We start from the raw sequence: 23,586 nt of genomic DNA, 5'->3' as shown, positions 1-23,586 counted from the left end.
CGCTCCCACGCATCTCCCGGACGAGAGCATAGCCGCCCGGATCCCATGGGGGAACGGGCCAGGGGGTCGACGACGAGAAATCCTTCGTCGACCCCCCGCCCGATCAGGGCACCCGTGCGGTCACCTGGTGCCGGGAGCGCCGTGGATCCAGACCCAGCGCGAGGACGGCGCCCACGGCGAGGTGCAGGGACATCAGCGCGGCGACGGCGCCCGCTGAGGACGCGCCCAGCGGTCCGAGCAGCGAGACGAGCAGGACGATCGCGCAGGTCAGCCACCAGGCGACCGGCCTCCGGCGACGGAGCAGGGCGCGCACACCCCAGGCGGCCAGAGTGACCACGAGGGTCGTGACGGCGACCGATGCGACGCCGATCGTCTGCGGCGGGGTACCGGCTCGGAGCTCGATGCCGGCGACCGGAACGGCGATCACCCAGATGGCGAGCGCGACGGCGAGGGCGGCGGTGGCGACGAGCCAGACGGGCAGGGGACGGGACATGAGCTTCTCCTGACGGTGGAGGTGGACGCCTCGACGCTCACCGGTCCGGCCGCCGCCGTCGTCGGCCGGAGGTCCCCGGCGCCCCCTGCTTTGGTCGGTGGTCGGCCGCGGACCGGGTTCCTAGGCTCGCCGCATGACACCCTCCGCCTCGCGTCGGGACCGGCCCGGAGCACCGGTGCTGCTCGGCCTGCTGTCCGGGATGGCGGTGCTGACGTTCCTCGGCGCCTGGTCGGCCCAGGACGCCGGGGTACCGCTCGGGATCGACCTCGTGCTCGGCGCGTCCGCCATGGCGATCCTGCCGTTCCTGCAGAGCCGGCCGCTGCTCGGAGGGCTGCTGCTGGGGGCGCTCGCCGCCCTGAGCCCGGCCGCGACGCCGTCGGCCACCGCCGGCACGTACGTGGTCGCGCGCCGCGAGCCGCTGCGCACCGCCGTCCCGGTGGCGTGCGCGAGCATCGTCGGCCACGGTCTGCAGGCGCTGTGGCGGCCGGTCGGGCTGCCGCTGGGGTGGTGGCTGCTGGCGGACGTCGCGGTGCACGCGGCTCTGCTCGGGTGGGGGGCGTACGGGCGGACGCGGGACGCGCTGGTCGACGAGTGGCGGGCGCGGGCGCGGCGGGCGGAGCGGGACCAGGAGCGGGAGGTCGACGAGGCGCGCAGCGCGGAGCGGACCCGGATCGCGCGGGAGATGCACGACACCCTCGCGCACCGGCTGACCCTGCTCGCCACGACCGCGGGCGCCCTGGAGTACCGGACCGACCTGTCGCCGACGCAGGTGGCCGCCGCGGCGGGCGTGGTGCGTGCCAGCGCCGGGGCGGCCCTCGAGGACCTGCGCACGGTCATCGGGGTGCTCCGCGAGCGGCCGGACGAGCTGCGACCGGTGCCCGGGCTCGAGAACCTTCCCGCGCTGGTGGCGCAGGAGCGGGCGGCCGGGTCGGTGGTCTCGCTGGAGGCGCCGGACCTCGACCTCCCCGCGCAGCTGGGCCTCGCGGTGTACCGGGTGTGCCAGGAAGGGCTGACCAATGCGCGACGCCACGCTCCCGGTGCGTCGGTGGAGGTCGTGGTGGCGGTCGACGAGGGGCTGCGCGTGCGCGTGGTGAACGGGCGGGGAGGTGTCGGCCTCGGGACGGGGACGGGGACGGGCCTGGTCGGGCTGACCGAGCGGGTCGAGCTGCTGGGCGGCACCCTGACCGCGACGCCCCGGCCGGACGGTTTCGAGCTCGACGCGTGGCTACCGTGGGAGCCGTGACCGTCCGGGTGCTCGTCGTCGACGACGACGCCCTGGTGCGCGCCGGGCTCACGCTCATGCTGGACGGCGCGCAGGGCATCTCGGTGGTGGCGCAGGTGGCCGACGGGTCCGGCGTGCCCGCGGCGCTGGACGCGCACCCCGTCGACGTCGTGCTCATGGACCTGCGCATGCCGGGGGTCGACGGCATCGCGGCCACCCGCACGCTCCGCCGCCGGCACGACCCCCCGGCGGTCGTCGTCCTCACCACGTTCGACACCGCCGACGAGGTCGAGGCCGCGATGCACGCGGGCGCGAGCGGCTACCTGCTCAAGGACACCGAGCCGCAGCGCATCGTCGAGGCGGTGCTCGCGGCAGCGGCGGGCGAGCCGGTCCTCTCGCCGCGGGTGGCTCGTCGGCTCATGGACTCCACCGCCCGGGCGGGCGGCTCACGCGCCGCGGCGCGGGCCGCGCTCGACCTGCTGACCGAGCGGGAGCGGGACGTCGTGGCAGCGATCGGTCGCGGGGCGAGCAACGCGGAGATCTGCCGGGAGCTGTACCTCTCGCTGGCCACCGTCAAGGCGCACGTGTCGAGCATCCTGCTCAAGCTCGGCCTGGAGAACCGCACGCAGGTGGCCCTGCTCGTCCGGGACGCAGCCCAGCGGTGAACGCCTGCCCTGACCGCACGGCCGATCGGACTACCGTGTCTCCGTGCTGCTCTCCGACCGCGACATCAAGGCCGAGCTCGAGTCGGGCCGCGTGGCCCTCGACCCCTACGAGCCGGCCATGCTCCAGCCGTCGAGCATCGACGTGCGGCTCGACCGGTACTTCCGGCTGTTCGACAACCACAAGTACCCGTTCATCGACCCCGCGGCCGACCAGCCGGAGCTCACGCGGCTGGTCGAGGTCGGCGCCGGCGAGTCGTTCGTCCTGCACCCCGGCGAGTTCGTCCTCGGCTCGACGTACGAGGCGGTGACCCTGCCCGACGACATCGCGGCGCGGCTCGAGGGGAAGTCGTCGCTGGGTCGCCTCGGCCTGCTCACGCACTCGACCGCAGGTTTCATCGACCCCGGGTTCTCCGGGCACGTGACCCTGGAGCTGTCCAACGTGGCCACGCTGCCGATCCTGCTGTGGCCCGGCATGAAGATCGGCCAGATGTGCTTCTTCCGGCTGTCGTCGCCGTCCGAGCACCCCTACGGGTCCACGGAGTACGGCTCGCGGTACCAGGGGCAGCGCGGGCCGACGGCGTCGCGGTCGTGGCAGAACTTCCACCGGACGGACGTCTGAGCCATGGCGAGCCTGCCGCGCATCCGGGCCGGCGACCCCACGCTGCGCAGCCGGCACCTGCTGGGGCTGCCGGAGGACGTGGGCGCCGACGAGGTCGAGGTGCTGGCGATCAGCCGGTTCGCGCAGGCGCGCTGGGAGGACTCCGACGTGGTCCCGCAGCCGCGCGGGATCATGGGCCCGATGACCGCGGCGCTCGGCATCCGCGCCGTCGGCTCGTCGACCACCCCCGCTCGGACGCTCCGGCTGGCCCGGCTGTCCTCGCTCACTGGGCCCTACCGGGTCGAGGCCGAGGACGCCGTCAGCCTCGGCCTGCCGACCACCTCGACCGTGGCGTACGTGCTGGTGGCCCCGCGGGAGCGCGGCGAGAAGCCGTACCCGGGCGGTGACCGCGACGGGCTCAAGCGCGCGTTCCCCGAGGGCATGCCGATCCGCGAGGAGGAGCGTGTGCTCCAGTGGCTCGTGGCCGCGGCGCGGCGCCTGGGCGGCTCCGTGCGGATCGGGGAGCACGGCACGATCCTCACGCCCGACGTCGACAGCGCGATCGACCTGACCGTCCTGTCCGACTCCTGGCTCGAGCCCGCTGAGGCGCTCGCCGTGGTGCAGTCGGTGCAGGCGAGGGCGAGGCTCAGCCAGGCGCCCGGCTCGTGGACCGGGCCGCAGCCCGGCGTCGGGCGCGACGCCACCGGGCGGCCGGGGTGGGTGGCCGAGGCCGGAGGTCGCGGGCTGTCCGCGGCGCTGGACCGGTACGGGGTCGACGACGAGGCCGAGCGGCAGCGCCTGATGGACGAGGCGTCCGCGTTCGACGAGCTGATGATCGCGGTGCCGCCCGTGCCCGAGGCGTACGGGGTGCTGGTGGACCTGGGGCACGACGGGATGCTCTCGGTCGAGGCCGGCGTGGAGACCACCCTGCCGCCGCTGATGCGCAGCCTGCCGTGGACCCAGGGTGGCGTCGTGGCCTACCGCGTGCACTGGGAGCCTCCGTTCATCGAGGAGCTCGAGGCCGAGCGGCCGTCGTTCGAGCACCGCGTCGCGCGGTCCCGCGCCGCTCCGCTGGTGCAGGCGGTGGCGCGTGCGGTGCACGGGGCGATCGGCGGGGAGATCGCCGACGAGGCCGACTTCCTGGTCGACCCCGAGGACGTCTGACCGTGCGGACCAGCGCGGGGATCCTGCTGTTCCGGCGCGCTGCCGGGCTCGAGGTGCTGCTCGGGCACATGGGCGGACCGTTCTGGGCGCGCAAGGACGAGGGTGCGTGGACGATCCCCAAGGGCGAGCCGTCGCCGGGCGAGGACCCGTTCCAGACTGCGTTGCGGGAGTTCGCGGAGGAGCTCGGGGTCCCGGCGCCCTCGTCGGACCCTCTCCCGCTCGGGGACGTGAAGCAGAGCGGCGGCAAGGTGGTGACCGCGTGGGCGCTCGAGGGGGAGCTTGACGCGTCCGCGATCGCCAGCAACCTGGTCGAGATCGCGTGGCCGCCGCGGTCGGGCAAGACGCTCCTGGTCCCCGAGCTGGACCGGGCGGGATGGTTCGCGCCGGACGAGGCGCGTCGGCTGGTGGTGACGGCTCAGGCGGCGTTCGTCGACCGGCTGGAGGACGCCCTCGGCTCGTAGGGGGTCTCAGGTGAGGTGGTCGAAGTCGCCGTTCACCCAGCCGATGTGGCGGTCCGCGGAGCGGCGGACGACCGCCTTGGCGTCGGATGCGATGACGTTCGCGAAGTTGCCGTAGAGGCGGTCGAACTCCAGGCGGTCGAGGTGGTCGGCGACCCGGCGCGTGACGGCGCCGGACAGCGGCAGGTGGTTCGGGTAGCTGCGCATGAACGCGACGGACGTGCGGTCCGGGTTGGCGAAGACCGTGTCGCCGCTGAGCACGACGCCCAGACCCGCCGCGCCGGCCGCCCAGTGCGCGATCGCGCTGCCCGGGAAGTGGCCGCCGGGCTGCGACAGGGTGACGCCGGGCAGGACCTCCAGCTCGCCGGACCACGTCTGGATCACGTGGTCCGGGCGGTTGAGCCAGCGGGCGTCGCTCTCCGCGACGAGCACCGGTGCGTGGCCCAGCGCGCGGCTCCACTCCACCTGGATGCCGTACATGTGGGGGTGGCTGGCGACGATCGCGCGGACCGGGCCGAGCGCGAGGATCGCGTGCACGACCTCGTCGTCGAAGAAGCCGATCGGGTCCCACAGCAGGCTGCCGTCGGGGGTGACGAGCAGCTTCGACTGCTGGCCGATGCCGGCGGCCGGGGTGCTGGTGATCGCGTAGAGGTCGAGCTCGAGCTCGACGATGCTCGCCCGGTACCCCCGTGCCCGGAGCTCGTCCAGGGTGGTCCAGCGCTGGCCGGTGGCCGGCACCCACTGGCGCTCGTCGGCGCAGATCGGGCACACGTCGAGCTGTTCGGCGCTCTCTACCGCGCACGTGGCGCAGATCCAGAAGGTCACACCGTCACGCTAGCCGGACGTACAGGTCTCTGAGGAGGGCGATCTCGGCGCCGTGGTGGACGACCTCCTGGTTCATCCACCAGACGACGTCGAGGAAGGCGTCCTCGGAGTCGGAGCCGTTCGGGTAGGTGCTGTAGCCGACCGTGTCGAGGGCGGCGTCGTCGGCCCCGAGGAGCGTCGCGCGCCACGCCGCGACCGCCGCGGCCAGGTGCTCGATCGCGCCGGCGGCGGTGCCCTGCGGCTCGTCGCCCTGCTCCGTGTGGGTGTGGGTGCCGTCGGTGTGGTCCGCGCGGCCGGCCAGGGTCTTGGTCACGTGGTTGATCCGCCAGCCGATCGACGTGACCGGCGGCGGCCACGGGTGCGGGCGGCCGCCGTCGTGACCCCACTCGCCCGACCCGACCAGCCGCGTCGCCCCCAGACCCCCCGGTCCGTCCGCCCGGCGGCGGATGGTCCACGCGCCCGGGACCGGCTCCCAGAGGAGCTCGGCGTCGGTGAGCGGCGGGACCTCCACCTGCAGGCCGTCGCCGCTGTCGACGGTCGGTCCGGCCAGGCGGTTCAGGAGGCGCTCGCTGGCGAAGTCGTACTCGGCGAGCAGGGGCGCGAGACGTGCGGGGATGGTCACGCGCTCGACCGTTGCCGACGGGGGCAGCGGGCGCAAGCGGAATTCAGGAGAGGTCGAGGGCGTGGAGGGTCGTGGTGCCGAGCTCGACCGGGTTGCCGGGGGTGGTGACGACGCGGCCGTCGTCGACGGCGTGGAAGGCCTGGGAGATGTTCACCGGGGTCGGGAGCGCATCGTCCGCGGGGTCGGAGAGCAGGATCACGTACTCGTCGCCGACCTCCAGACCCAGCTGCACGGCGTCGTCGCACCGGGTGTACGCGAGGTCGAGGGTCGACCCCGGGGCCGCGTCGCCCTTCGCGGTCGCCACGACGTCGACGGTCGCGACCGTGCGCGGGTAGCCCTCGGTGTCGTCGTCCTCCAGCGCGGTGAACGTGCCCCGCACGATGAGGTCGGCGCTGTCCTCGAGCTCCGCGGTCGTGCCGTAGGACGGGTAGTCGGCCTGGCACGATGACCCGGACGCGCCCGGCACGCACGAGGCGACACCGAGGATGACGGCCACGGACGAGAGCAGGGCGGCGGTGCGCCTCACGCGGGCTTCACCACGCACCACTCGTTGCCCTCCGGGTCGAGCAGCACCTGGAACGAGCCGGCGGTGTCGACGTGGATCTCGCCGAGCCGCGTCGCGCCGAGCGCCTCGGCCTGCGCGGTGGCCTCGGCGATGTCCGCGACCTCGACGTCGAGGTGCAGGCGGTTCTTCGCCACCTTGCCCTCGGGCACCCGCTGGAACGCGAGTCGCGTCCAGCCGGGCGGGTCGACGTAGTGCCAGTCGTCGTCGCGAGCCTGCGGGGTGCCGCCCAGCACGTCGGCCCAGAAGCGCGCGAGCGCCCCGGGGTCCGCGCAGTCGACGACCACCTCGTCGATCCGTCCGATCATGCGGCGACGGTAGCGGGCTCCGCGCCGTCGGTGCTGGCGAACTGGGTCCGGTACAGCTCCGCGTACACGCCGCCCCGCGCCAGCAGCTCGGTGTGCGTGCCCTGGTCGACCACCCGGCCGTGGTCGAGGACCACGATGGCGTCGGCCTGCCGGATGGTGGAGAGGCGGTGCGCGATGACGATGCTCGTGCGGCCGGACAGGGCCTCGTCGAGCGCTGCCTGCACCGCGGCCTCGGAGCCGGAGTCGAGGTGCGCGGTGGCCTCGTCGAGGATGACGACGTCGGGCGCCTTGAGCAGCATGCGCGCGATCGCGAGCCGCTGGCGCTCGCCTCCGGAGAGGCGGTAGCCGCGGTCGCCGACCACGGTGTGGATGCCGTCGGGCAGGGTCGCGACGAGCTCCGCGATGTGGGCCTGCGCCAGCGCGCGCTCGATGTCGGCGTCCGTGGCCTCCGGGCGGGCGTAGCGCAGGTTCTCCGCGATCGTGTCGTGGAACAGGTGCGCCTCCTGGCTCACCACGCCGACCGTGGCGCGCAGGGACTCCTGGGTCACGTCCCGCAGGTCGGCGCCGGCGATCCGGACGGCGCCGCGCGTCGGGTCGTACATGCGGGTGACCAGCTGGGAGATCGTCGTCTTGCCGGCGCCGGAGTGGCCGACGAGCGCGACCATGTGGCCCGCGGGGACGGTGAAGCTGACGTCGCGCAGGGTGTCCTCGATCGGCTCGTTGCGCAGGGTCGCGACGGACTCCAGGGAGGCCAGCGAGACCTCGTCGGCCCCGGGGTAGCGGAAGCCGACCGCGTCGAGCTCGACGGTCGCGCCGTGCGTGGCCTTCTCGGCCCGCAGGTCGATGGCGTCGGGCTTCTCGGTCACCGTCGGCTCCAGGTCGAGCACCTCGAGCACCCGCTCGAAGCTGACCAGCGCGGTCATGACGTCCACCTGCACGTTGGACATGGCGGTGAGGGGCCCGTAGAGGCGGGCGAGGTACGCGGTGAGCGCGACGACGACGCCGACGGTCAGCTCGCCGCGGATCGCCATCACGCCGCCGAGGCCGTAGACGATGGCGACCGCGACGGACGCGAGCGTGGTCAGGCCGACGCGGAACCAGGTGGAGTACAGCGCGCGGGTGACGCCGATGTCCCGGACGCGGCCGACCTGAGCGGCGTAGTTCGTCGACTCCCGCTCCGGGTCGCCGAAGATCTTCACCAGGTGCGCGCCGGCGACGTTGAACCGCTCGTTCATGATCTGCGCGGCGTCGGCGTTCAGCGCGTAGCTCTCGCGGGTGATCGCCGCGATCTTCTTGCCGAACCAGCGGGCGGGCAGGACGAACGCGGGGAGCAGGACGAGGCTGAGCAGGGTCAGCTGCCAGGACATGCTGAGCATGGCCGCGAGCACGAAGACGATGGTCAGCGAGTTGCTCACCACGTTCTGGAGCGTGGAGGTGAACGCCTGCTGCGCACCCAGCACGTCGCCGTTGAGCCGCTGCACCAGCGCACCGGTCTTGGCGCGGCTGAAGAACGCGAGCGGCATGCGCTGCACGTGGTCGAACACCGCCGTGCGCAGGTCGAGGATCAGGCCCTCGCCCACCTGCGACGACACCCACCGGTCGGCGACGGACAGGCCGGCGCTGACGATCGCCAGGACCGCGACGACGGCCGCGATGACGAGGACGACCCGGGTGTTGCCGGCCGTGATGCCGTCGTCGATGAGGTGCTTGAACAGCAGGGGGGTCACCGCGCCGGCGGCCGCCTCGAGGGCGATGAGGCCGACGAAGACGGCGAGCTTGGCCTTGTAGGGGCGCGCGAACTGGAGGATCCGCTTGAGGGTGTCGCGGGTCAGCTTGTGGTCCGCGACGGTGCGGTCCTTGGCGAAGCTGCGCATGTTAGGGCTGCCGGTCGTCATGGACACGGGCCCACCTCCTTGGTTCTGGTGCGTCCCCTGGGGAACCGGCCGGGGTGCTGGCTGATTCCTGGAACTCGTGATGCCGATGCTGAGGTTAACTCACTATGTGCTTGATTCACAACTTGAGATAGTCTCTGCCCGTGAACGAGTCCGGTGAGCTGCTCGAGCTCCTGCACGGCGTGCTCCGGGGCGTGCGGCGGGACACCGCCGCCCAGCTCGAGCTGCAGGGCACCACGCCCGGACAGCTGCGGATGCTGCGCACGCTGGAGCGGTGCGACGGGCCGTGCCGACTGGGCGAGCTGGCGGCGTCGCTCGATGTGGCGCCGCGGTCCGTGACGTCGAAGGTCGATGCCGCCGAGGCGGACGGCCTGGTCCGACGACTTCCCGATCCGACCGACCGGCGCGCGACCCTGCTGGAGCTGACGCCTGCCGGGCGCTCGTTGCTGACGGCCATCTCCGCGCAGCGGCACGAGGGGGCGGCGGAGCGGCTGGGGCGGTTGTCGCCGGAGGATCAGGCGGAGCTGCTGCGGTTGCTGCGGGTGGTGGGGGACTAGGGGCTGTGGGCGGCTCGGGGCACGGTCCTGTGGATATGTTTCCGCAGGTTAGGGGTTGTTTCTCTCGTTCGAATCGCCTACAGTCGTACGTATGTTCGAAGCGCTGCACGCAGGGACGACGAGGGCCGCCGAGCCCCTGGCGCATCTGCGTGCGTCGGCGTCGGCCCTCGTCGAGCGGGTCGCCGAGTGTGCGGACTGGTCGGGCTCCGAGCGGTCGGCGGCGCTGACGTCGCTCGACCTCGTCGCGGCGCAGCTCTCCCGGGCACGCGCGCGGTTGCTGGTGGCGGAGCGGGATGCCGGGACGTCGCAGCGGCCGGGCGACCGGTCGTTCGAGGCGGCCAGGGCGCGGCTCGCCCGCACGGGAACGGCGGAGGCCACCCGCGAGGTCCGGCAGGCCGACGCGCTGGTGTCGATGCCGGCCGTGGCGGACGCGGTCGGCGACGGGCGCGTGCCGCTCGGCCACCTGGACGTCCTGGCGCGCGTCGCCGCGACCGCGTCGCCGGAGGTCGCGCAGGTGCTCCGGTCGGCGGACATGCAGGCGACGGTGGTGCAGATGGCGTCCGCGCAGTCGGCGCCGGACTTCGCGCGCTCCCTCGCGCAGCTGGCCGCGGCGCGGGACCCGCAGGCGCTGGAGGACTCGCACGAGGCCGCCCGGCGCGAGCGGTCGTTGGTGCTCTCGCACCAGGCACGGGGGACGTACCTGAAGGGGTTCCTCGACCGGGTCGCCGGGGAGGCGCTCCAGGCGGCGCTGGACTCCACCGGGCAGGCGCCCGACGAGACCCGGTCCCCCGCGCAGGCGAACGCCGATGCGCTGGTGGCATTGGCGCGCCGAGCCTGTGTGGGGCTGGAGGCGGGACAAGCTGCTGCCGGCGGTGTGGCAGAGACCGGAGCGGGCAGCCGCCCACACGTGTCGCTGATCGTGCCCGCGGAGACGTTCGCCGCCTTGCGCGAGCACCAGCGCAACGCAGCGGGCGGCCCCGACGAGCCACCAGCACCGGCCGCCGGGCCGACGCCCGCGGGCGGGAGTGCGACAGCCAGCGCGTGGGCGCCCGTGGCGCCTGCGACGTTGGAGGACGGGACGCCCGTCGCCATGTCGGAGCTGGCGCAGGCGCTGTGCGACTGCGAGATCACGCGGATTGTCATGACCGCGGAAGGGGTGCCGCTCGACCTCGGGCGCACCAAGCGGACCTACGCCGGGGTGCACCGGCGGGCGGTCGTGGCCCGGGACCGGCAGTGCGCGTGGAACGGGTGCCACACGTCGGCGCGCTGGTCCCAGGTGCACCACCTCCGCTGGTGGGACCGGGATCGCGGCTCGACCTCGATCGAGAACGGCGTGCTCCTGTGCGACTACCACCACCACGAGGTGCACCGGCTGGACCTGACGATCGAACGGCACGCCAAGCCGCCGGGCCACGTCCGCCGACGAGTCCTGTCTGGCCGGCCGCCCGACGCAGAGCTCCCGTTCGCGCCGATGCGCTACACGTTCCGCCGACGACGCGACGGTCGGACGATCAACGCGCCCGACGGGTCCGTCGGGAGCGATGCGCGCTCGACGCGCGACGACCCGCGGGGCTCGGTCAGGCGCCAGTGACGGGCGCGGAGAGCCGGACGTCGCTCGGGCGAACCGCGGGGACGATCGGCCCACCGGTGGCTTCGTCGGCACACCATCATGGGTTCATGCCCACCGCGCCGGATGACGACGAGCTCGAGCTGATCCGACGGTCCGGCGTCGTGCTGCGGGTCGGGCGGCTGAGCCTGTCGGCGGGGACGGGGTCGTACCGGGTCAAGGCGTCGATGGCCCGGGTGGCCCGGGCGCTGGGCATCGACCGGCACGAGGCCCACGTGACGCTCACGGAGATCACGACGACCTCGCACCGCGGCCCGAGCTTTCGGACCGAGGTCGTCGAGGTGCGCACCATCGGCGTCAACGTCGACCGGCTGACCAGCCTCGAGCACCTCGCCGGTCGGCTGGAGTCGGCTGGGCACGCGACCGTCGAGGCGGTCACCGCCGAGCTGGACCGCATCGCGAACAAGCCGCCGCTGTACCCGGTGGTGCTCAACGCGCTGTGGGCGGCGATCGCCTGTGCGGCCTTCTCGTTCCTGAACAGCGGCGGGGTCGTCGAGGTGCTCGGCGTGTTCGTCGGGGCGTTCCTCGGCCAGGCCCTACGGCGCACGATGCTCCACCGCGGGTTCAACCAGTTCGGCGTCACCATGCTGTGCGCGACTGTCGCGTGCCTGGGGTACCTCGGGTTCATCGGTCTGCTCGAGGTGACGGGTGCGACCGGTGCCGGTCACGACGCCGGGTACGTCTCCGCGGTGCTGTTCCTGATCCCCGGGTTCCCGCTGGTCACCGGCTTCCTGGACCTGGCCAAGCTGGACTTCTCGGCGGGGGTCGCGCGGCTGACGTACGCGCTGATGATCCTGACGTCCGCCGCGCTCGCAGTCTGGGCGCTGTCGCTGATCGTGGGGCTCACGCCCGACCCGCCGACCCCCGGCGCCCTGGACCCGGGACTTCTGATGACCCTCCGCTTCATCGCGAGCTTCTTGGGCGTCCTCGGCTTCGCGCTCATGTTCAACAGTCCGTGGCGGATCGCGCTCGCCGCGGCCGGCGTCGGGATGGTGGCCAACGTGCCGCGCATCGCGATGGTCGAGGGTGGCGTGCCACCGCAGGCGGCCGCCGCGATCGCCGCGCTGGTGGTCGGGCTGCTGGCGGCGGTCGTCGCGCCGCGGCTCGACGTCCCCCGGATCACCGTCTACGTCCCGGCGGTGACGATCATGGTGCCCGGCGTGCTGGCTTATCGGGCGGTGTTCCACATCTCCAACGGGGAGACGGTCGAGGCGTTGTCGTTCGGGGTCCAAGCGGCGCTGGTCGTGGCCGCGCTGGCGATCGGGCTGGCGATCGCCCGCATGCTGACCGACCGGACGTGGGCGTTCGAGCGCTGACGGCTACACCTGCTGGGCGCGCTGGAGGCGGGCGTAGCGACCGTCGGCGGCGAGCAGATCCTCGTGCGTGCCGACCTCCACGACGCGGGCGCCGTCGAGGACGACGATCCGGTCGGCGGAGCGGATGGTCGAGAGCCGGTGCGCGACGACGAGCGTGGTGCGTCCGCGCATGAGCCGCGCCAGGGCCTCCTTGACGGCGGCCTCCGACTCCGGGTCGAGGGCGGACGTCGCCTCGTCGAGCAGCAGGATGCGCGGGTCGCGGACGAGGGCTCGGGCGATCGCGATCCGCTGGCGCTGACCGCCGGACAGCCGGGCGCCGCGCTCGCCGACCACGGTGTCCCAGCCGTCGGGGAGGGCGTCGACGATCTCGGCGGCATTGGCGTCGACGAGCGCCTGCCGGACCCGCGCGTCGGTGGCCCGCGGCATGCCATAGGCGACGTTGTCCCGGATGGACCCCTCGAACAGCACCGACTCCTGCGGCACGACGGACACGTGCCGGCGGACGGAGCGCAGGTCGAGCAGGGCGGTGTCGACGTCGTCGAGCAGCAGCCGCCCGCCGGTGGGGCGCAGGAAGCCGAGCGCCAGGTTGAGCACGGTCGACTTGCCGGAGCCGGACGGGCCGACGAAGGCGACGGTCTGCCCGGCCTCGATGGTGAGGTCGATGCCGTCCAGCGCGTCGGTGTCGGCGTCGGGATAGCGGAAGTGCACGTGCTCGAGGGTCAGCCGACCCTCCACGCGGTCGACCCGGTGCTTGCCCGCGTTCTCCTCCAGGTCGGGCTCCTGCATGACCTCGGCGATCGACCGCACCGACTCGAGCCCCTTGGCGCCGATGGGCAGCAGCATCAACAGGTTGGTCACCGACCCGGTGATGAGCGCGAAGTACGAGCTGAGCAGCACCACCTGGCCGGGGGTGATCGTGATGACGCCGGTGATCGAGACCCAGGCGGCCAGCACCAGGCAGAGGACGCCGAGCAGCTGGAGGCTGACCCAGCTCAGCGACGCGAACCGGCCGTTGAGCACGTCGAGCCGGTAGCCGGCGGACCGCACACCCTCGGCGCCGACGGCGACGCGCTCCTCGGCGGTGGACTCCAGGCCGTGCGCGCGGGTGATCGGCATCAGTGTGGCCATCTCGCCGACGCGCGCGGAGAAGTGCTCGACCTCGCGGCGGAACGACTCGTTGCGCTCGCGCGACCGCCGCGCCAGCACGAACCGCAGCAGGACCGCGAGCGGGATGGTCAGCGCGTAGACGGGCAGGAACTCGGGGACGGCCAGCGCGGTCATGACGATCGCGCCGAGCATCACCATGGTCGCGGACAGCAGGGGGTGGGCGATCTGCTGGAGCATCACCTCGACGTTCTCGACGTCGCGGACCACCTTCGTCTGCACGATCGAGGCGCTGACCCGCGAGTGGAAACCGATCGAGAGGCTCTGCAACCGGGCGGTCAGGCCGTTGCGCAGGTCGGCACCGATCTGCCGGACGGCGCCCATGAAGAGCTTGGTCCACTGCACGTGGTTGGGGTAGTTCTGGAGCAGCGCGGCGACCGCGACGGCCGCCCAGAGCCAGAGCTCGCTCGTCGGGCCGCCCGAGACGACGACGTCGATGACCTTGCCCGTGATCACGGGCATGAGCCAGAGCGGGACGTCCTTCATGGTGAAGAAGGCGACCGCGGTCAGGACCCGGCGACGATGCGCACCGAGCAGCCGGACGACGGACCGGACCGGGTGGGCTCCGTCGATGTCGATCACGGCGAGGTGCGGGCGGGGTCCGGAGGTCACGGGTTCCATCGTGACATCCGCGCCCGCTCGGCGGATAGCGCCTTCCCAGGTGAGATCGGATCGATTCGACGCGTGGGGGCGACGCCGAGGGCCGACGTGACGTGGTGGGGCCGCCGGACGGCTCCGCCGTAGCCGCGCTCGCGTGAAGACTTCGTCGCGCCCAGCGGAGCAAAGTCTTCACGCGAGCACCCGGACCGAGCCCAGCCCGAGCCCGAGCGAGAGCCCGAGACCGAGCCCGAGCTCGAGCCCGAGACCGGGCCCGAGCGAGAGTCCGAGGGCGAGCTCTAGCGCCAGACCCCGTCGCGCATCACCCAGCGGCCGGCGAGCTCGTTCTCCTCGCGCCACACCTGGATGCTCGACGGCGTGAGGCGGAAGTACGGGAAGGCGGTCGCGATCGTGCGCGGGTCGAACCCGGTCTTCGTCGCGAACGCGTCCCCGAGCGCCTCCGGCAGGGTCGGCAGCACCTCGACCGTCCCCTGGACCAGCACCACGTCGCGGGTCAGCCCGATGCCCACCTGCACGGACGGGTTCACCGCAAGGTTCCGGCCGGTGGCGCCGGCCGCGGACGTGGCGAACAGGAGTGTCTCGTCGTGCCACAGGAACGACAGCGGCGTCAGGCGGGGCGCCCCGGTGGCGGTGTCGGTCGTCGCCACCCAGGCGTCGACGTCATGACCGAGCCGGTAGAGCGCGTCGGCGTGGCGCTGCTCGGTGCTGCGGGGGCCGATCACTCGCGCACCCGGTCGAGGAGCAGCAGGGCGATGTCGGTGACCTCGGGGACGCCGACGGTCTGGTCGGCGGCGGCGACGCCGTCGGAGAGCATCACCGTGCAGAACGGGCAGGCGGTGGCGACGACGGACGCGCCCGTGGCGATGGCCTCCTCGGCCCGGGCGGTGCCGATCCGGGTCCCCAGAGACTCCTCCATCCACACGCGCGCACCCCCGCCGCCGCAGCAGAACGCCTGCTCGCGGTTGCGCGGCATCTCCGCCACCTGCACGCCGGGGATCGCTCCGAGCAGCTCGCGCGGCGGCGCGTAGACCTGGTTGTGCCGGCCGAGGTAGCAGGGGTCGTGGTAGGTGATCGTGCGCTCGTCGGTGGACGGCAGCAGGGTGAGCCGGCCGTCCGCGACCAGGGTGTTGAGCAGCTCGGTGTGGTGGACCACCTCGTAGCGGCCGCCCAGCTGGGGGTACTCGCGGGCGATCGTGTTGAAGCAGTGCGCGCAGGTGACGACGATCCGCTGCGCACCCACCTCGTTGAGCAGCTCGACGTTGGCGCTCGCGAGCATCTGGAACAGCAGCTCGTTGCCCGCCCGCCGCGCCGGGTCGCCGGTGCAGGACTCGCCGTCGCCCAGCACCGCGAAGCTGACCCCGGCCGTGTGCAGCAGCTCGGCGACGGCCTTCGTCGTGCGGATCGCCCGGTCCTCGTACGCGCCCGCGCAGCCCACCCAGAACAGGTACTCGACCTCGCTCGCCGACTCCACGTCGACGCCGACCACGGGCACCTCGAACTCCAGTCCCTTGGCCCACGCGAGCCGGTTGCGCGCCGGGAGACCCCACGGGTTGCCCTGTCGCTCCAGCTTGCTGAACGTGCCGCCCAGCTCCTTGGGGAACGCCGACTCCATGAGCACCTGGTAGCGCCGCATGTCGGAGATCGCGTCGACGTGCTCGATGTCCACCGGGCACTGCTGCACGCACGCGCCGCACATGGTGCAGGCCCAGAGGGCGTCGGGGTCGATGACTCCCGTGCCGAGGAGGTCGAGCCCCTGATGAGAAGCGGAGCCCGCCTGCAGGTACGGGGCGGTGGCCGCCGCGTGGTCCCGCAGCGCCAGCGTGACGAGCTTGGGGCTGAGCGGCTTTCCCGTCGCCCAGGCCGGGCACTGGTCCTGGCAGCGACCGCACTCGGTGCAGGTGGAGAAGTCGAGCAGGCCCTTCCAGGTGAAGTCCTCGATGGCGCCGACGCCGAGGCGCACGTCGTCGGGCAGCTCGGCCTCGCCGAGCAGGTCCACCGGCAGCGGCTGGAGCGGACCGAGGGCCGGGCCGCCGGTGGCCTCGCGGCGCGCGTACACGTTGACGATCGCGAGGAACCGGTGCCACGCGACGCCCATCGTGGGCTGCAGGCCGACGACGACGAACCACGACATCGACACGGCGATCTTGATGGTCGCGACGACGACGATCGCGTTCTCCAGCGTCGCCGTCGGCAGACCGGCCCACGCCGACCCGAACCACGCGGTCAGCGGGAAGTGCCACGCGTCTCCGCCGCCCAGCGCGTACTCCAGCCCGCGCAGCACCAGCACCGCCAGCACGACGGCCAGCACGGTCGCCTCGACGAAGAACGCCTGCGCCTGGTTCGACCCGAAGAACCGGGAGGACCGCGAACCGCGCGGGAGCAGCCGCAGGCGGATCGCGATGAGGGCCAGGATCCCGAGCAGCGACGCCCACGCGATCGCCTCGATCGCCCACTCCAGAGGCGCGAAGTGCCCGATCAGCGGCAACGCGTACCCGGGATCGACCACCTGCCCGTACCCGGTGAGCAGTGTGAGGAACAGCACCGGGAAGGAGACCATCACCACCCAGTGGGCCACCTTGACCACCGGTCTGTGCTGGAACCGCCCGTGGCCGAGCACCTCGCGCGCGAGCGTCGCCAACCGGGGTCCCACGGGGGTCCAGCGACCGGAGACGGGCCCCCCGACCCGCACGGTCCGCACGATCGCGCCGATCCCGCGCGCGAACACCGCGACCCCGACGACGGTCGCGACGATCACCAGGACCAGGCACACCACCTGCAGCGCATTCACGCCGCCACGCTAGCGGCGTCGGGCCCGTCGGCCGTGGGACCGACCACCCGTGGGAAGTGGCATGGGAATCCGGTTGGTAGAGTCTTGACCAAATCTTCAGTGCATCGCGGGGGCGCTAGCCATGGCTTCCGACGCATGCCCGTACCTGCGCCTCACACCAAGAACTCGACGACCGACCGACCACCCGCCCCTACAGGACGGAGCCGGACGTGCTGCTGCTGCTCGCCGTTCACCTGGCCGCAGCCGTCGTCGCGCCCGCTCTGCTGGGCTGGATGGGCCGCAAGGCGTTCTGGGTCCTGGCGCTCGCACCGGCCAGCGCCGCCGTCTGGGCGCTGACCTGGACGTCGCAGGTGCAGGCCGGGAACGGGCCGGTCGAGCAGGTCGAGTGGATCCCCACGCTCGGGCTCGAGCTCACGTTCCGGCTGGACACGCTGTCGTGGCTGATGACCCTGGTGGTCGGCGGCGTCGGCGCCCTGGTGCTCGTCTACTGTGCCGCGTACTTCAAGTCGAGCGCGTCCGGGCTGGGGCGGTTCGGCGGCGTGTTCGTCGCGTTCTCGGGGTCGATGCTCGGCCTGGTCACGTCCGACGACATGCTGCTGATGTTCGTGTTCTGGGAGCTGACGACGGTGACGTCGTACGTGCTCATCGGCCACTACGCCGAGCGCAAGGCGAGCCGGCGCGCGGCCATGCAGGCCATCGTCATCACCACGGCGGGCGGCCTCGCCATGCTGGTCGGCCTCGTGCTGCTGGGCGAGGCGGCCGGCACGTACCGGCTGTCCGAGGTGATCGCGGACCCGCCGCAGGGCACCACCGCCGTGACGGTCGCGATCGTCTGCCTGCTGGCCGGCGCGGTCACCAAGTCGGCGCTGATCCCGTTCCATTTCTGGCTGCCCGCCGCCATGGCGGCGCCCACCCCGGTCAGTGCCTACCTGCACGCGGCGGCCATGGTGAAGGCCGGTGTCTACCTGGTCGCGCGGTTCGCACCCGCCTACTCGACCACCCCCGTCTGGCAGTGGATCGTCATCTCGCTCGGCTGCGGGACCATGCTGCTCGGCGGGTACCGGGCGCTGCGCCAGCACGACCTCAAGCTCATCCTCGCGTTCGGCACGGTCAGCCAGCTGGGCCTGATCGTGCTGCTGGTGGGGCTGGGCACGCGGGCGACGGCGCTCGCGGGGCTAGCGATGCTCGGCGCGCACGCGATGTTCAAGGCTGCGCTGTTCCTGGTGGTCGGCGTGGTCGACGCCGCCACCGGCACGCGTGACCTGCGGCGGCTGTCGGGGGTGGGTCGCGAGCTCAAGCTGACCGCGCTCGCGGGCGCCCTGGCGACGGCCTCGATGATCGGGCTGCCGCCGTTCGCGGGGTACGTGGCCAAGGAGGCCGGGCTCGAGGCGGTCGGGCACCTCGACGCACCGGTCGGCACGATCGTGCTGGTCGCGGTGGCCGTCGGGTCGGTGCTCACGGTCGCGTACGGGCTGCGGCTGTGGTGGGGCGCGTTCTCCACCAAGCCGGCCGTGGTCCCCGAAGCAGTGGTCGAGTCCGCAGAGTCCACAGCGCCCGGGACCTCGATCCACGAGGCCGCGCACGACGACGCGGAGCCGGCCCGCATCACGCACCCGTCGCTGCTGCTGGTGTGGCCGGCGATGATCCTCGCGGTCCTCGGCCTGGCCGTCGCCCTGCTGCCGCAGCTGGGGGAGCACCTGCTGGAGCCGTACGCCGCCACCTACCCGGAGGGCGAGCCGGGGCACCTGGCGCTCTGGGCCGGGTTCACGCCGACGTTCGTGCTCACGCTGGCGATCCTGCTGGCCGGCGCCCTGCTGTTCCTCGTCCGCGACCGCGTCGAGCGCTGGCAGACCGCCGCGTACCGCGGCCCGGAGGCCGACCGCGTGTACCGGCGGTTCATGCGACGCCTGGACGACGTGGCGGCCGACGTCACCGCGGTCACCCAGCGCGGTTCGTTGCCGCTGTACCTGGGCCTGATCCTCGTCGTGTTCGTCGTGGCGGTGGGCGGCACGGCCCTGGGCAGCACGGTGTTCCCGATGCAGTTCACGTTCTGGGACAACCCCGCCCAGCTGGTGTTCGCGGCCGGCACCATCGCCTCCGCGCTGCTGGTCACCCGCGCACGGCGGCGGCTCAAGGCCGTCATCCTGCTGGGCATCGGCGGCTACTCGATGGCCGGTCTGTACCTGCTGCACGGCGCCCCGGACCTGGCCCTCACGCAGGTGCTCGTCGAGACCGTGACCCTGGTCGTGTTCGTGCTCGTCCTGCGCCGGCTCCCCCCGTACTTCTCCGACCGACCGCTCGCCGCCAGCCGGTGGGTGCGGCTGGGCCTCGGCGTCGCGGTGGGCCTGACCGTGGCGGGGATCGCGCTCGTCGCGCCCAGCGCCCGGATCCACGTGCCGGTGTCCACGGACTTCGCGCAGGAGGCGGTGACGTTCGGCGGGGGCAAGAACATCGTCAACGTCACGCTGGTCGACATCCGCGCGTGGGACACGATGGGCGAGATCTCGGTGCTGCTGGTGGCCGCGACCGGCGTCGCGTCGCTGGTCTTCCTCTCCCGCCGGGGCGGCGCCATCTACCGGGCCGACGAGGCCCGCGTGGACCGGGCGGTGTGGGGCGGGACGGCCGACCCGATGGCCGCGCTGCGCAGGCCCGGAGGCGACTCGGCCGCGGTCGATGCCGGCGGGATGGTGGCCGACCGCGACGAGTCCGCGGTGCCGTCGAGCGCCTCCCGCGGCCGCGAGTGGCTCCAGGCCGGGCGGACGCTGGCGCCGCAGCGGCGGTCGGTGATCTTCGAGGTCGTGGTCCGCCTGCTCTTCCACACGATGATCGTCTACTCGGTGTACCTGCTGTTCAGCGGCCACAATGCCCCCGGCGGCGGGTTTGCGGCGGGGCTGGTCACCGGCATCGCGCTCATCGTGCGGTACCTGGCGGGCGGTCGGTACGAGCTGGGCGAGGCGGCGCCGGTGCAGCCGGGCCTCCTGCTCGGGCTCGGGCTGTTCCTGTCGGCCGGCGTCGGGCTGCTCGGGCTGCTGGCCGGGGGCGAGGTGCTGCAGTCCTGGATCATCGACCTCCACCTGCCGGTGATCGGCGACCTGCACCTGGTCACGTCGCTCTTCTTCGACATCGGGGTGTACCTGGTGGTCGTCGGCCTGGTGCTCGACATCCTGCGGAGCCTCGGCGCGGAGATCGACCGGCGTGCGGAGACGGGCGAGGACCCGGTCGGGGGCGACGCGGCGGGCGGTGCCGTCGAGGGCGACGTGCCGGCCCAGGTGGCCGCGGGCGCCAAGCCCGCCGGCTGGGACGGGGGCGTGCCGTGATCGACATGAGCCCGAACATCGTCCTCGTCGTCACCGTCGGCGTGCTCTTCGCCGCGGGCGTCTACCTGCTGCTGGAGCGGAGCCTGTCGCGGGTGCTCATCGGCGTCATCCTCATCGGCAACGGCGCCAACCTGCTGTTCCTGGTGGCGGGCGGCGCTGCCGGTCGGCCGCCGATCGTGGGCGCGACGCCCGAGGGGCAGATGAGCGACCCGCTGCCGCAGGCGATGGTGCTCACGGCCATCGTCATCACGCTCGGCATGACCGCGTTCCTGCTGGCCATGGCCTACCGCTCGTGGCAGCTGCACCGGCACGACGAGGTGCAGGACGACGTCGAGGACCGCAACATCGCCCGCCTGGCCGCCGCGAACGAGCGCGCGACCACGGACGCGGACACCGAGATCGCCGCGGAGACGCTCGACGAGGAGGCCGCCGAGGCGCGCGACGAGACCGACGAGGGCGCACCCGCCCGCGTGCTGGAGGGGGAGCGATGAGCGACCTCTCGTGGATCGTCCCGCTGCCCGTCGTCATCCCCCTGTCCGCTGCGGGGCTCGCGCTCGCGCTCTACCGCCGGCCGAACGTCCAGCGGCTCGTGTCGGTGACCGCGTTGAGCCTGGTGCTCGTCGTCAGCGTGACCCTGCTGGTGCTCGCCGACGACGGCCCGTTGGTGGTCGACGTCGGCGGCTGGGCCGCTCCCGTGGGCATCGACCTGGTGGCCGACCGGCTGTCCGCGCTCATGCTCACGATCTCCAGCGCGGTCACCCTCTGCGTGCTCCTGTACTCCCTCGCGCAGGGTGGCGAGGACGACGAGGAGTCCGCGCCCGTCTCCATCTACCACCCGACGTACCTGGTGCTGACGGCGGGGGTCGCCAACGCGTTCCTGTCCGGCGACCTGTTCAACCTCTACGTCGGGTTCGAGATCCTGCTGGCCGCCAGCTACGTGCTCATCACGCTCGGCGGCACCGGCGAGCGCATCCGGGCGGGGACGATCTACATCGTCGTCGCGCTGCTGTCCTCCGTGCTGTTCCTGGTGGCGATCGCGATGATCTACGCCGCCACCGGCACCGTGAACCTGGCGCAGCTGGCGCTCCGGCTGCCCGAGATCGACCCCGGGGTCCGGCTGGTGCTCCAGGTGCTGCTCCTGCTGGCGTTCGCCATCAAGGCGGCGATCTTCCCGCTGTCGGCGTGGCTGCCCGACTCCTACCCGACCGCCCCCGCACCGGTCACGGCGGTGTTCGCCGGCCTGCTGACCAAGGTCGGCGTGTACGCGATCATCCGCACGCAGACGCTGCTGTTCCCCGAAGGGCGGTTGGACGACGCGCTGATGTGGGCCGCGCTGGCGACGATGGTGATCGGGATCCTCGGCGCCGTCGCGCAGGACGACATCAAGCGGCTGCTCTCGTTCACGCTGGTCAGCCACATCGGGTTCATGGTGTTCGGCATCGCCATGGCCACCGACCTGGGGTACACCGCCGCCATCTATTACGTCGCGCACCACATCACCGTGCAGACCGCGCTGTTCCTGGTGGTGGGCCTGGTCGAGCGCGCGGGCGGCTCGACGTCCCTGACCAAGCTCGGTGGGCTGGCCAAGCTGACCCCGCTGCTGGCGATCCTCTTCTTCGTGCCCGCCATGAACCTGGCCGGCATCCCGCCGCTGTCCGGGTTCCTGGGCAAGATCGGGCTGCTCGAGGCCGGTGTACAGATGGGCACGCCGCTGGCGTACGTCCTTGTCGTCGGCAGCGTCGTCACGTCGCTGCTCACGCTGTACGCGCTGGTGAAGGCCTGGAACAAGGCGTTCTGGCAGACCCCCGAGGAGCCGCGCCCGCCGGTGCGCCTGCCGTTCGGGATGGTCGCGCCGACCGCCGCTCTCATCTCCGTCGGCCTGCTGCTCACGGTCGCGGCCGGCCCGCTGTACGCCTACACGGAGCGCGCGGCAGTCTCTCTGACCGAGCGCACCCCGTACGTCGACGCCGTGCTGCCCGACGGCGAGCGGGGCCAGGGCGTGTCGGACGACGTGGCGGAGGAGCACCCATGAGCCTGCACCCGCGCCGACGCCGCTGGCACACCCAGTGGGCCACGATCGTCTGGCTGACCGTGGTCTGGGTGTTCCTGTGGGGCGACCTCACGATCGGCAACGTGCTGGCCGGCCTGGTCATCGCGCTGGCGGTCACCGCCGGGCTGCGGATGGCGCCCATCGACTTCCACGGGCGGTTCCGGCCGGTCGGCGTCCTGCGGCTCGTCGTGCGCTTCGCTGCGGACCTGGTGCGGGCGTCGTTCGAGGTCAGCCTCATCGCGCTCCGGCCCCGCTACGTGCCCCGCGGCGCGGTGATCGGCGTCCAGCTGCGCAGCCACTCGGACCTCTACCTGACCCTGACCGCGGAGCTGGCGTCGCTGGTTCCGGGGTCGCTGGTGGTCGAGGCACACCGACTGACCGGCATGCTCTACCTGCACGTGCTCGACGTGCAGCAGAGCGGGGGGATCGAGGCGGCGCGGCAGGCCGTCCTGGACCAGGAGGAGCGGGTCCTGCGGGCGTTCGCGTCCGACGAGGAGCTCGACGCCGCCGGTCTGGGGGTGCGCGCATGACCGTCGTCGTCGTGGTCTGCGGGGTCCTGCTCACGGTCGGCGCCTTCCTGGCCGTGGTCCGGGCCGAGAAGGGTCCGTCGATGCTGGACCGGACCATCGCGCTGGACATCGTCGTCACCACGATGATCGCCGCGGTGGCCCTGTACGCGGCCGTCAACCGGCGCGCCGACGTGGTGCCGATCCTGGTGGTCCTGTCGCTCGTCGGGTTCGTGGGGTCGGTGACCATCGCGCGGTTCGCGTCGGTGGAGCCCGAGGGCGAGGGCCGGGTGCGGACGCGCGAGGAGATCGCGGCGCAGGAGGCCGAGCGCATCGACGGCGAGGACTACGCCGAGGAGAGCCGCCGGTCCGGGCGCCGCGAGGAGACCGACGAGCACCACGGTGGCGGCGCCGAGGGGGAGGTCCGATGACCACCGACCAGTGGACGACGGTCGCCGACGTGGCCTCCGCGGTGTGCCTGCTGGGCGGCGCGTTCCTCGCGTTCGCGGCCGGGGTCGGCGTGCTGCGGTTCCCCGACCTGCTGGCCCGCATGCACGCCGGCACCAAGCCGCAGGTGCTCGGCCTGATCCTCGTGCTCATCGGGCTCGCGCTGCGGCTGCGGTCGGGCGGGGCGGTCTGGGCGCTGGTCCTGGTGGCCGTCTTCCAGATGCTCACCGCGCCCGTGGCGGCGCACATGGTGGGCCGGGCGGGCTACCGGACGGGCAAGGTGCGCAGCGACCTGCTGGTGGTCGACGAGCTGACCAGCGACCAGGAGCGCGCGCGGGTGCGCGACCATGGTCGCGCGCAGGACGACGACCCCCGAGACTGAGGCTC

23 protein-coding genes are annotated in these 23,586 nt (G+C 72.9%); 14 read left to right on the top strand and 9 right to left on the bottom strand.

All coding sequences use genetic code 11. The features are described 5' to 3' along the window. Positions 1-103: 103 nt before the first annotated feature. The gene (locus tag ACO06A_RS07430) at positions 104-493 is read right to left on the bottom strand and encodes a DUF6069 family protein (RefSeq protein ID WP_421735381.1); all 390 of its coding nucleotides are present in this window, start codon (positions 491-493) and stop codon (positions 104-106) included. A gap of 133 nt (positions 494-626) precedes the next feature. Here ACO06A_RS07430 and ACO06A_RS07425 point away from each other — a divergent pair, with 133 nt between their 5' ends. Genes ACO06A_RS07425 through ACO06A_RS07405 form a run of 5 tightly spaced genes read left to right on the top strand, consistent with a single transcriptional unit; the run spans position 627 to position 4,603 of the window. Continuing rightward, complete coding sequence (locus ACO06A_RS07425; protein WP_421735380.1) at positions 627-1,736, top strand: sensor histidine kinase; 1,110 nt, start codon at positions 627-629, stop codon at positions 1,734-1,736. Next, positions 1,733-2,380 carry a response regulator gene (locus ACO06A_RS07420; protein WP_421735379.1) on the top strand — a complete coding sequence of 216 codons (648 nt, stop codon included), beginning with the start codon at positions 1,733-1,735 and terminating at the stop codon, positions 2,378-2,380. Before ACO06A_RS07425 ends, ACO06A_RS07420 begins: the two co-directional genes overlap by 4 nt. Before the next feature lie 43 nt (positions 2,381-2,423). Further along, entirely contained in the window at positions 2,424-2,999 is a 576-nt protein-coding gene (dcd, locus tag ACO06A_RS07415; RefSeq protein WP_421735378.1) for a dCTP deaminase, read from the top strand. Between the two features lie 3 nt (positions 3,000-3,002). Beyond that, positions 3,003-4,142: a hypothetical protein gene (locus ACO06A_RS07410; RefSeq protein WP_421735377.1), complete on the top strand. Its 1,140-nt coding sequence runs from the start codon at positions 3,003-3,005 to the stop codon at positions 4,140-4,142. Then, on the top strand, positions 4,139-4,603 hold the full coding sequence (locus ACO06A_RS07405; RefSeq protein ID WP_421736037.1) for an NUDIX domain-containing protein: 465 nt from the start codon (positions 4,139-4,141) through the stop codon (positions 4,601-4,603). Before ACO06A_RS07410 ends, ACO06A_RS07405 begins: the two co-directional genes overlap by 4 nt. Positions 4,604-4,609: 6 nt before the next feature. On the opposite strand, the gene ACO06A_RS07400 is transcribed toward ACO06A_RS07405, so the two are convergent. From ACO06A_RS07400 to ACO06A_RS07380, 5 genes are read right to left on the bottom strand one after another with little or no spacing between them, the layout of a single operon-like run. Continuing rightward, positions 4,610-5,425: a hydrolase gene (locus ACO06A_RS07400; protein ID WP_421735376.1), complete on the bottom strand. Its 816-nt coding sequence runs from the start codon at positions 5,423-5,425 to the stop codon at positions 4,610-4,612. A 4-nt stretch (positions 5,426-5,429) separates the two neighbouring features. After that, entirely contained in the window at positions 5,430-6,047 is a 618-nt protein-coding gene (locus ACO06A_RS07395) for a DinB family protein (RefSeq protein WP_421735375.1), read from the bottom strand. 43 nt (positions 6,048-6,090) lie between these two features. Further along, positions 6,091-6,573 carry a hypothetical protein gene (locus ACO06A_RS07390; RefSeq protein ID WP_421735374.1) on the bottom strand — a complete coding sequence of 161 codons (483 nt, stop codon included), beginning with the start codon at positions 6,571-6,573 and terminating at the stop codon, positions 6,091-6,093. Beyond that, positions 6,570-6,917 (bottom strand): VOC family protein, encoded by a 348-nt coding sequence (locus tag ACO06A_RS07385; RefSeq protein WP_421735373.1) that lies wholly within the window; start codon positions 6,915-6,917, stop codon positions 6,570-6,572. The genes ACO06A_RS07390 and ACO06A_RS07385 overlap by 4 nt, the downstream gene beginning before the upstream one ends. Continuing rightward, positions 6,914-8,812 carry an ABC transporter ATP-binding protein gene (locus ACO06A_RS07380; protein ID WP_421736036.1) on the bottom strand — a complete coding sequence of 633 codons (1,899 nt, stop codon included), beginning with the start codon at positions 8,810-8,812 and terminating at the stop codon, positions 6,914-6,916. Before ACO06A_RS07380 ends, ACO06A_RS07385 begins: the two co-directional genes overlap by 4 nt. A 140-nt stretch (positions 8,813-8,952) precedes the next feature. Here ACO06A_RS07380 and ACO06A_RS07375 point away from each other — a divergent pair, with 140 nt between their 5' ends. The 3 genes from ACO06A_RS07375 (at position 8,953) to ACO06A_RS07365 (ending at position 12,309) form a co-directional block, all read left to right on the top strand. Continuing rightward, on the top strand, positions 8,953-9,366 hold the full coding sequence (locus ACO06A_RS07375) for a MarR family winged helix-turn-helix transcriptional regulator (protein ID WP_421735372.1): 414 nt from the start codon (positions 8,953-8,955) through the stop codon (positions 9,364-9,366). A gap of 91 nt (positions 9,367-9,457) precedes the next feature. Then, entirely contained in the window at positions 9,458-10,957 is a 1,500-nt protein-coding gene (locus ACO06A_RS07370) for a DUF222 domain-containing protein (protein ID WP_421735371.1), read from the top strand. A gap of 86 nt (positions 10,958-11,043) precedes the next feature. Continuing rightward, positions 11,044-12,309, top strand: coding sequence for a threonine/serine ThrE exporter family protein (locus ACO06A_RS07365; RefSeq protein ID WP_421735370.1), 1,266 nt, complete (start codon positions 11,044-11,046; stop codon positions 12,307-12,309). A 3-nt stretch (positions 12,310-12,312) separates the two neighbouring features. On the opposite strand, the gene ACO06A_RS07360 is transcribed toward ACO06A_RS07365, so the two are convergent. The 3 genes from ACO06A_RS07360 to ACO06A_RS07350 all read right to left on the bottom strand — a co-directional run bounded on the left by ACO06A_RS07360 (position 12,313) and on the right by ACO06A_RS07350 (position 16,879). Then, a complete protein-coding gene (locus tag ACO06A_RS07360; RefSeq protein ID WP_421735369.1) occupies positions 12,313-14,085 on the bottom strand; it encodes an ABC transporter ATP-binding protein in 1,773 nt (590 codons plus the stop codon). A 284-nt stretch (positions 14,086-14,369) separates the two neighbouring features. Beyond that, entirely contained in the window at positions 14,370-14,813 is a 444-nt protein-coding gene (locus tag ACO06A_RS07355; protein WP_421735368.1) for a pyridoxamine 5'-phosphate oxidase family protein, read from the bottom strand. Further along, on the bottom strand, positions 14,810-16,879 hold the full coding sequence (locus ACO06A_RS07350) for a (Fe-S)-binding protein (protein ID WP_421735367.1): 2,070 nt from the start codon (positions 16,877-16,879) through the stop codon (positions 14,810-14,812). The genes ACO06A_RS07355 and ACO06A_RS07350 overlap by 4 nt, the downstream gene beginning before the upstream one ends. Positions 16,880-17,088: 209 nt before the next feature. On the opposite strand from ACO06A_RS07350, the gene ACO06A_RS07345 reads away from it, so the two are divergent. From ACO06A_RS07345 to mnhG, 6 genes are read left to right on the top strand one after another with little or no spacing between them, the layout of a single operon-like run. After that, complete coding sequence (locus ACO06A_RS07345; RefSeq protein WP_421735366.1) at positions 17,089-20,196, top strand: Na+/H+ antiporter subunit A; 3,108 nt, start codon at positions 17,089-17,091, stop codon at positions 20,194-20,196. 5 nt (positions 20,197-20,201) lie between these two features. After that, a complete protein-coding gene (locus ACO06A_RS07340; RefSeq protein ID WP_421735365.1) occupies positions 20,202-20,687 on the top strand; it encodes a Na(+)/H(+) antiporter subunit C in 486 nt (161 codons plus the stop codon). Beyond that, the gene (locus tag ACO06A_RS07335) at positions 20,684-22,228 is read left to right on the top strand and encodes a Na+/H+ antiporter subunit D (RefSeq protein WP_421735364.1); all 1,545 of its coding nucleotides are present in this window, start codon (positions 20,684-20,686) and stop codon (positions 22,226-22,228) included. The genes ACO06A_RS07340 and ACO06A_RS07335 overlap by 4 nt, the downstream gene beginning before the upstream one ends. Beyond that, the gene (locus ACO06A_RS07330; RefSeq protein WP_421735363.1) at positions 22,225-22,776 is read left to right on the top strand and encodes a Na+/H+ antiporter subunit E; all 552 of its coding nucleotides are present in this window, start codon (positions 22,225-22,227) and stop codon (positions 22,774-22,776) included. The genes ACO06A_RS07335 and ACO06A_RS07330 overlap by 4 nt, the downstream gene beginning before the upstream one ends. Beyond that, a complete protein-coding gene (locus ACO06A_RS07325; protein ID WP_421735362.1) occupies positions 22,773-23,183 on the top strand; it encodes a monovalent cation/H+ antiporter complex subunit F in 411 nt (136 codons plus the stop codon). Before ACO06A_RS07330 ends, ACO06A_RS07325 begins: the two co-directional genes overlap by 4 nt. Then, the gene (mnhG, locus tag ACO06A_RS07320) at positions 23,180-23,581 is read left to right on the top strand and encodes a monovalent cation/H(+) antiporter subunit G (protein ID WP_421735361.1); all 402 of its coding nucleotides are present in this window, start codon (positions 23,180-23,182) and stop codon (positions 23,579-23,581) included. The genes ACO06A_RS07325 and mnhG overlap by 4 nt, the downstream gene beginning before the upstream one ends. Positions 23,582-23,586 lie beyond the last annotated feature (5 nt).

This window comes from Cellulomonas sp. (assembly GCF_965229465.1).
Classification (GTDB): domain Bacteria; phylum Actinomycetota; class Actinomycetes; order Actinomycetales; family Cellulomonadaceae; genus Cellulomonas.
The sequence above is the reverse complement of the archived record's forward strand: the minus strand, read 5'-3'. Positions and strand labels throughout refer to the sequence as shown.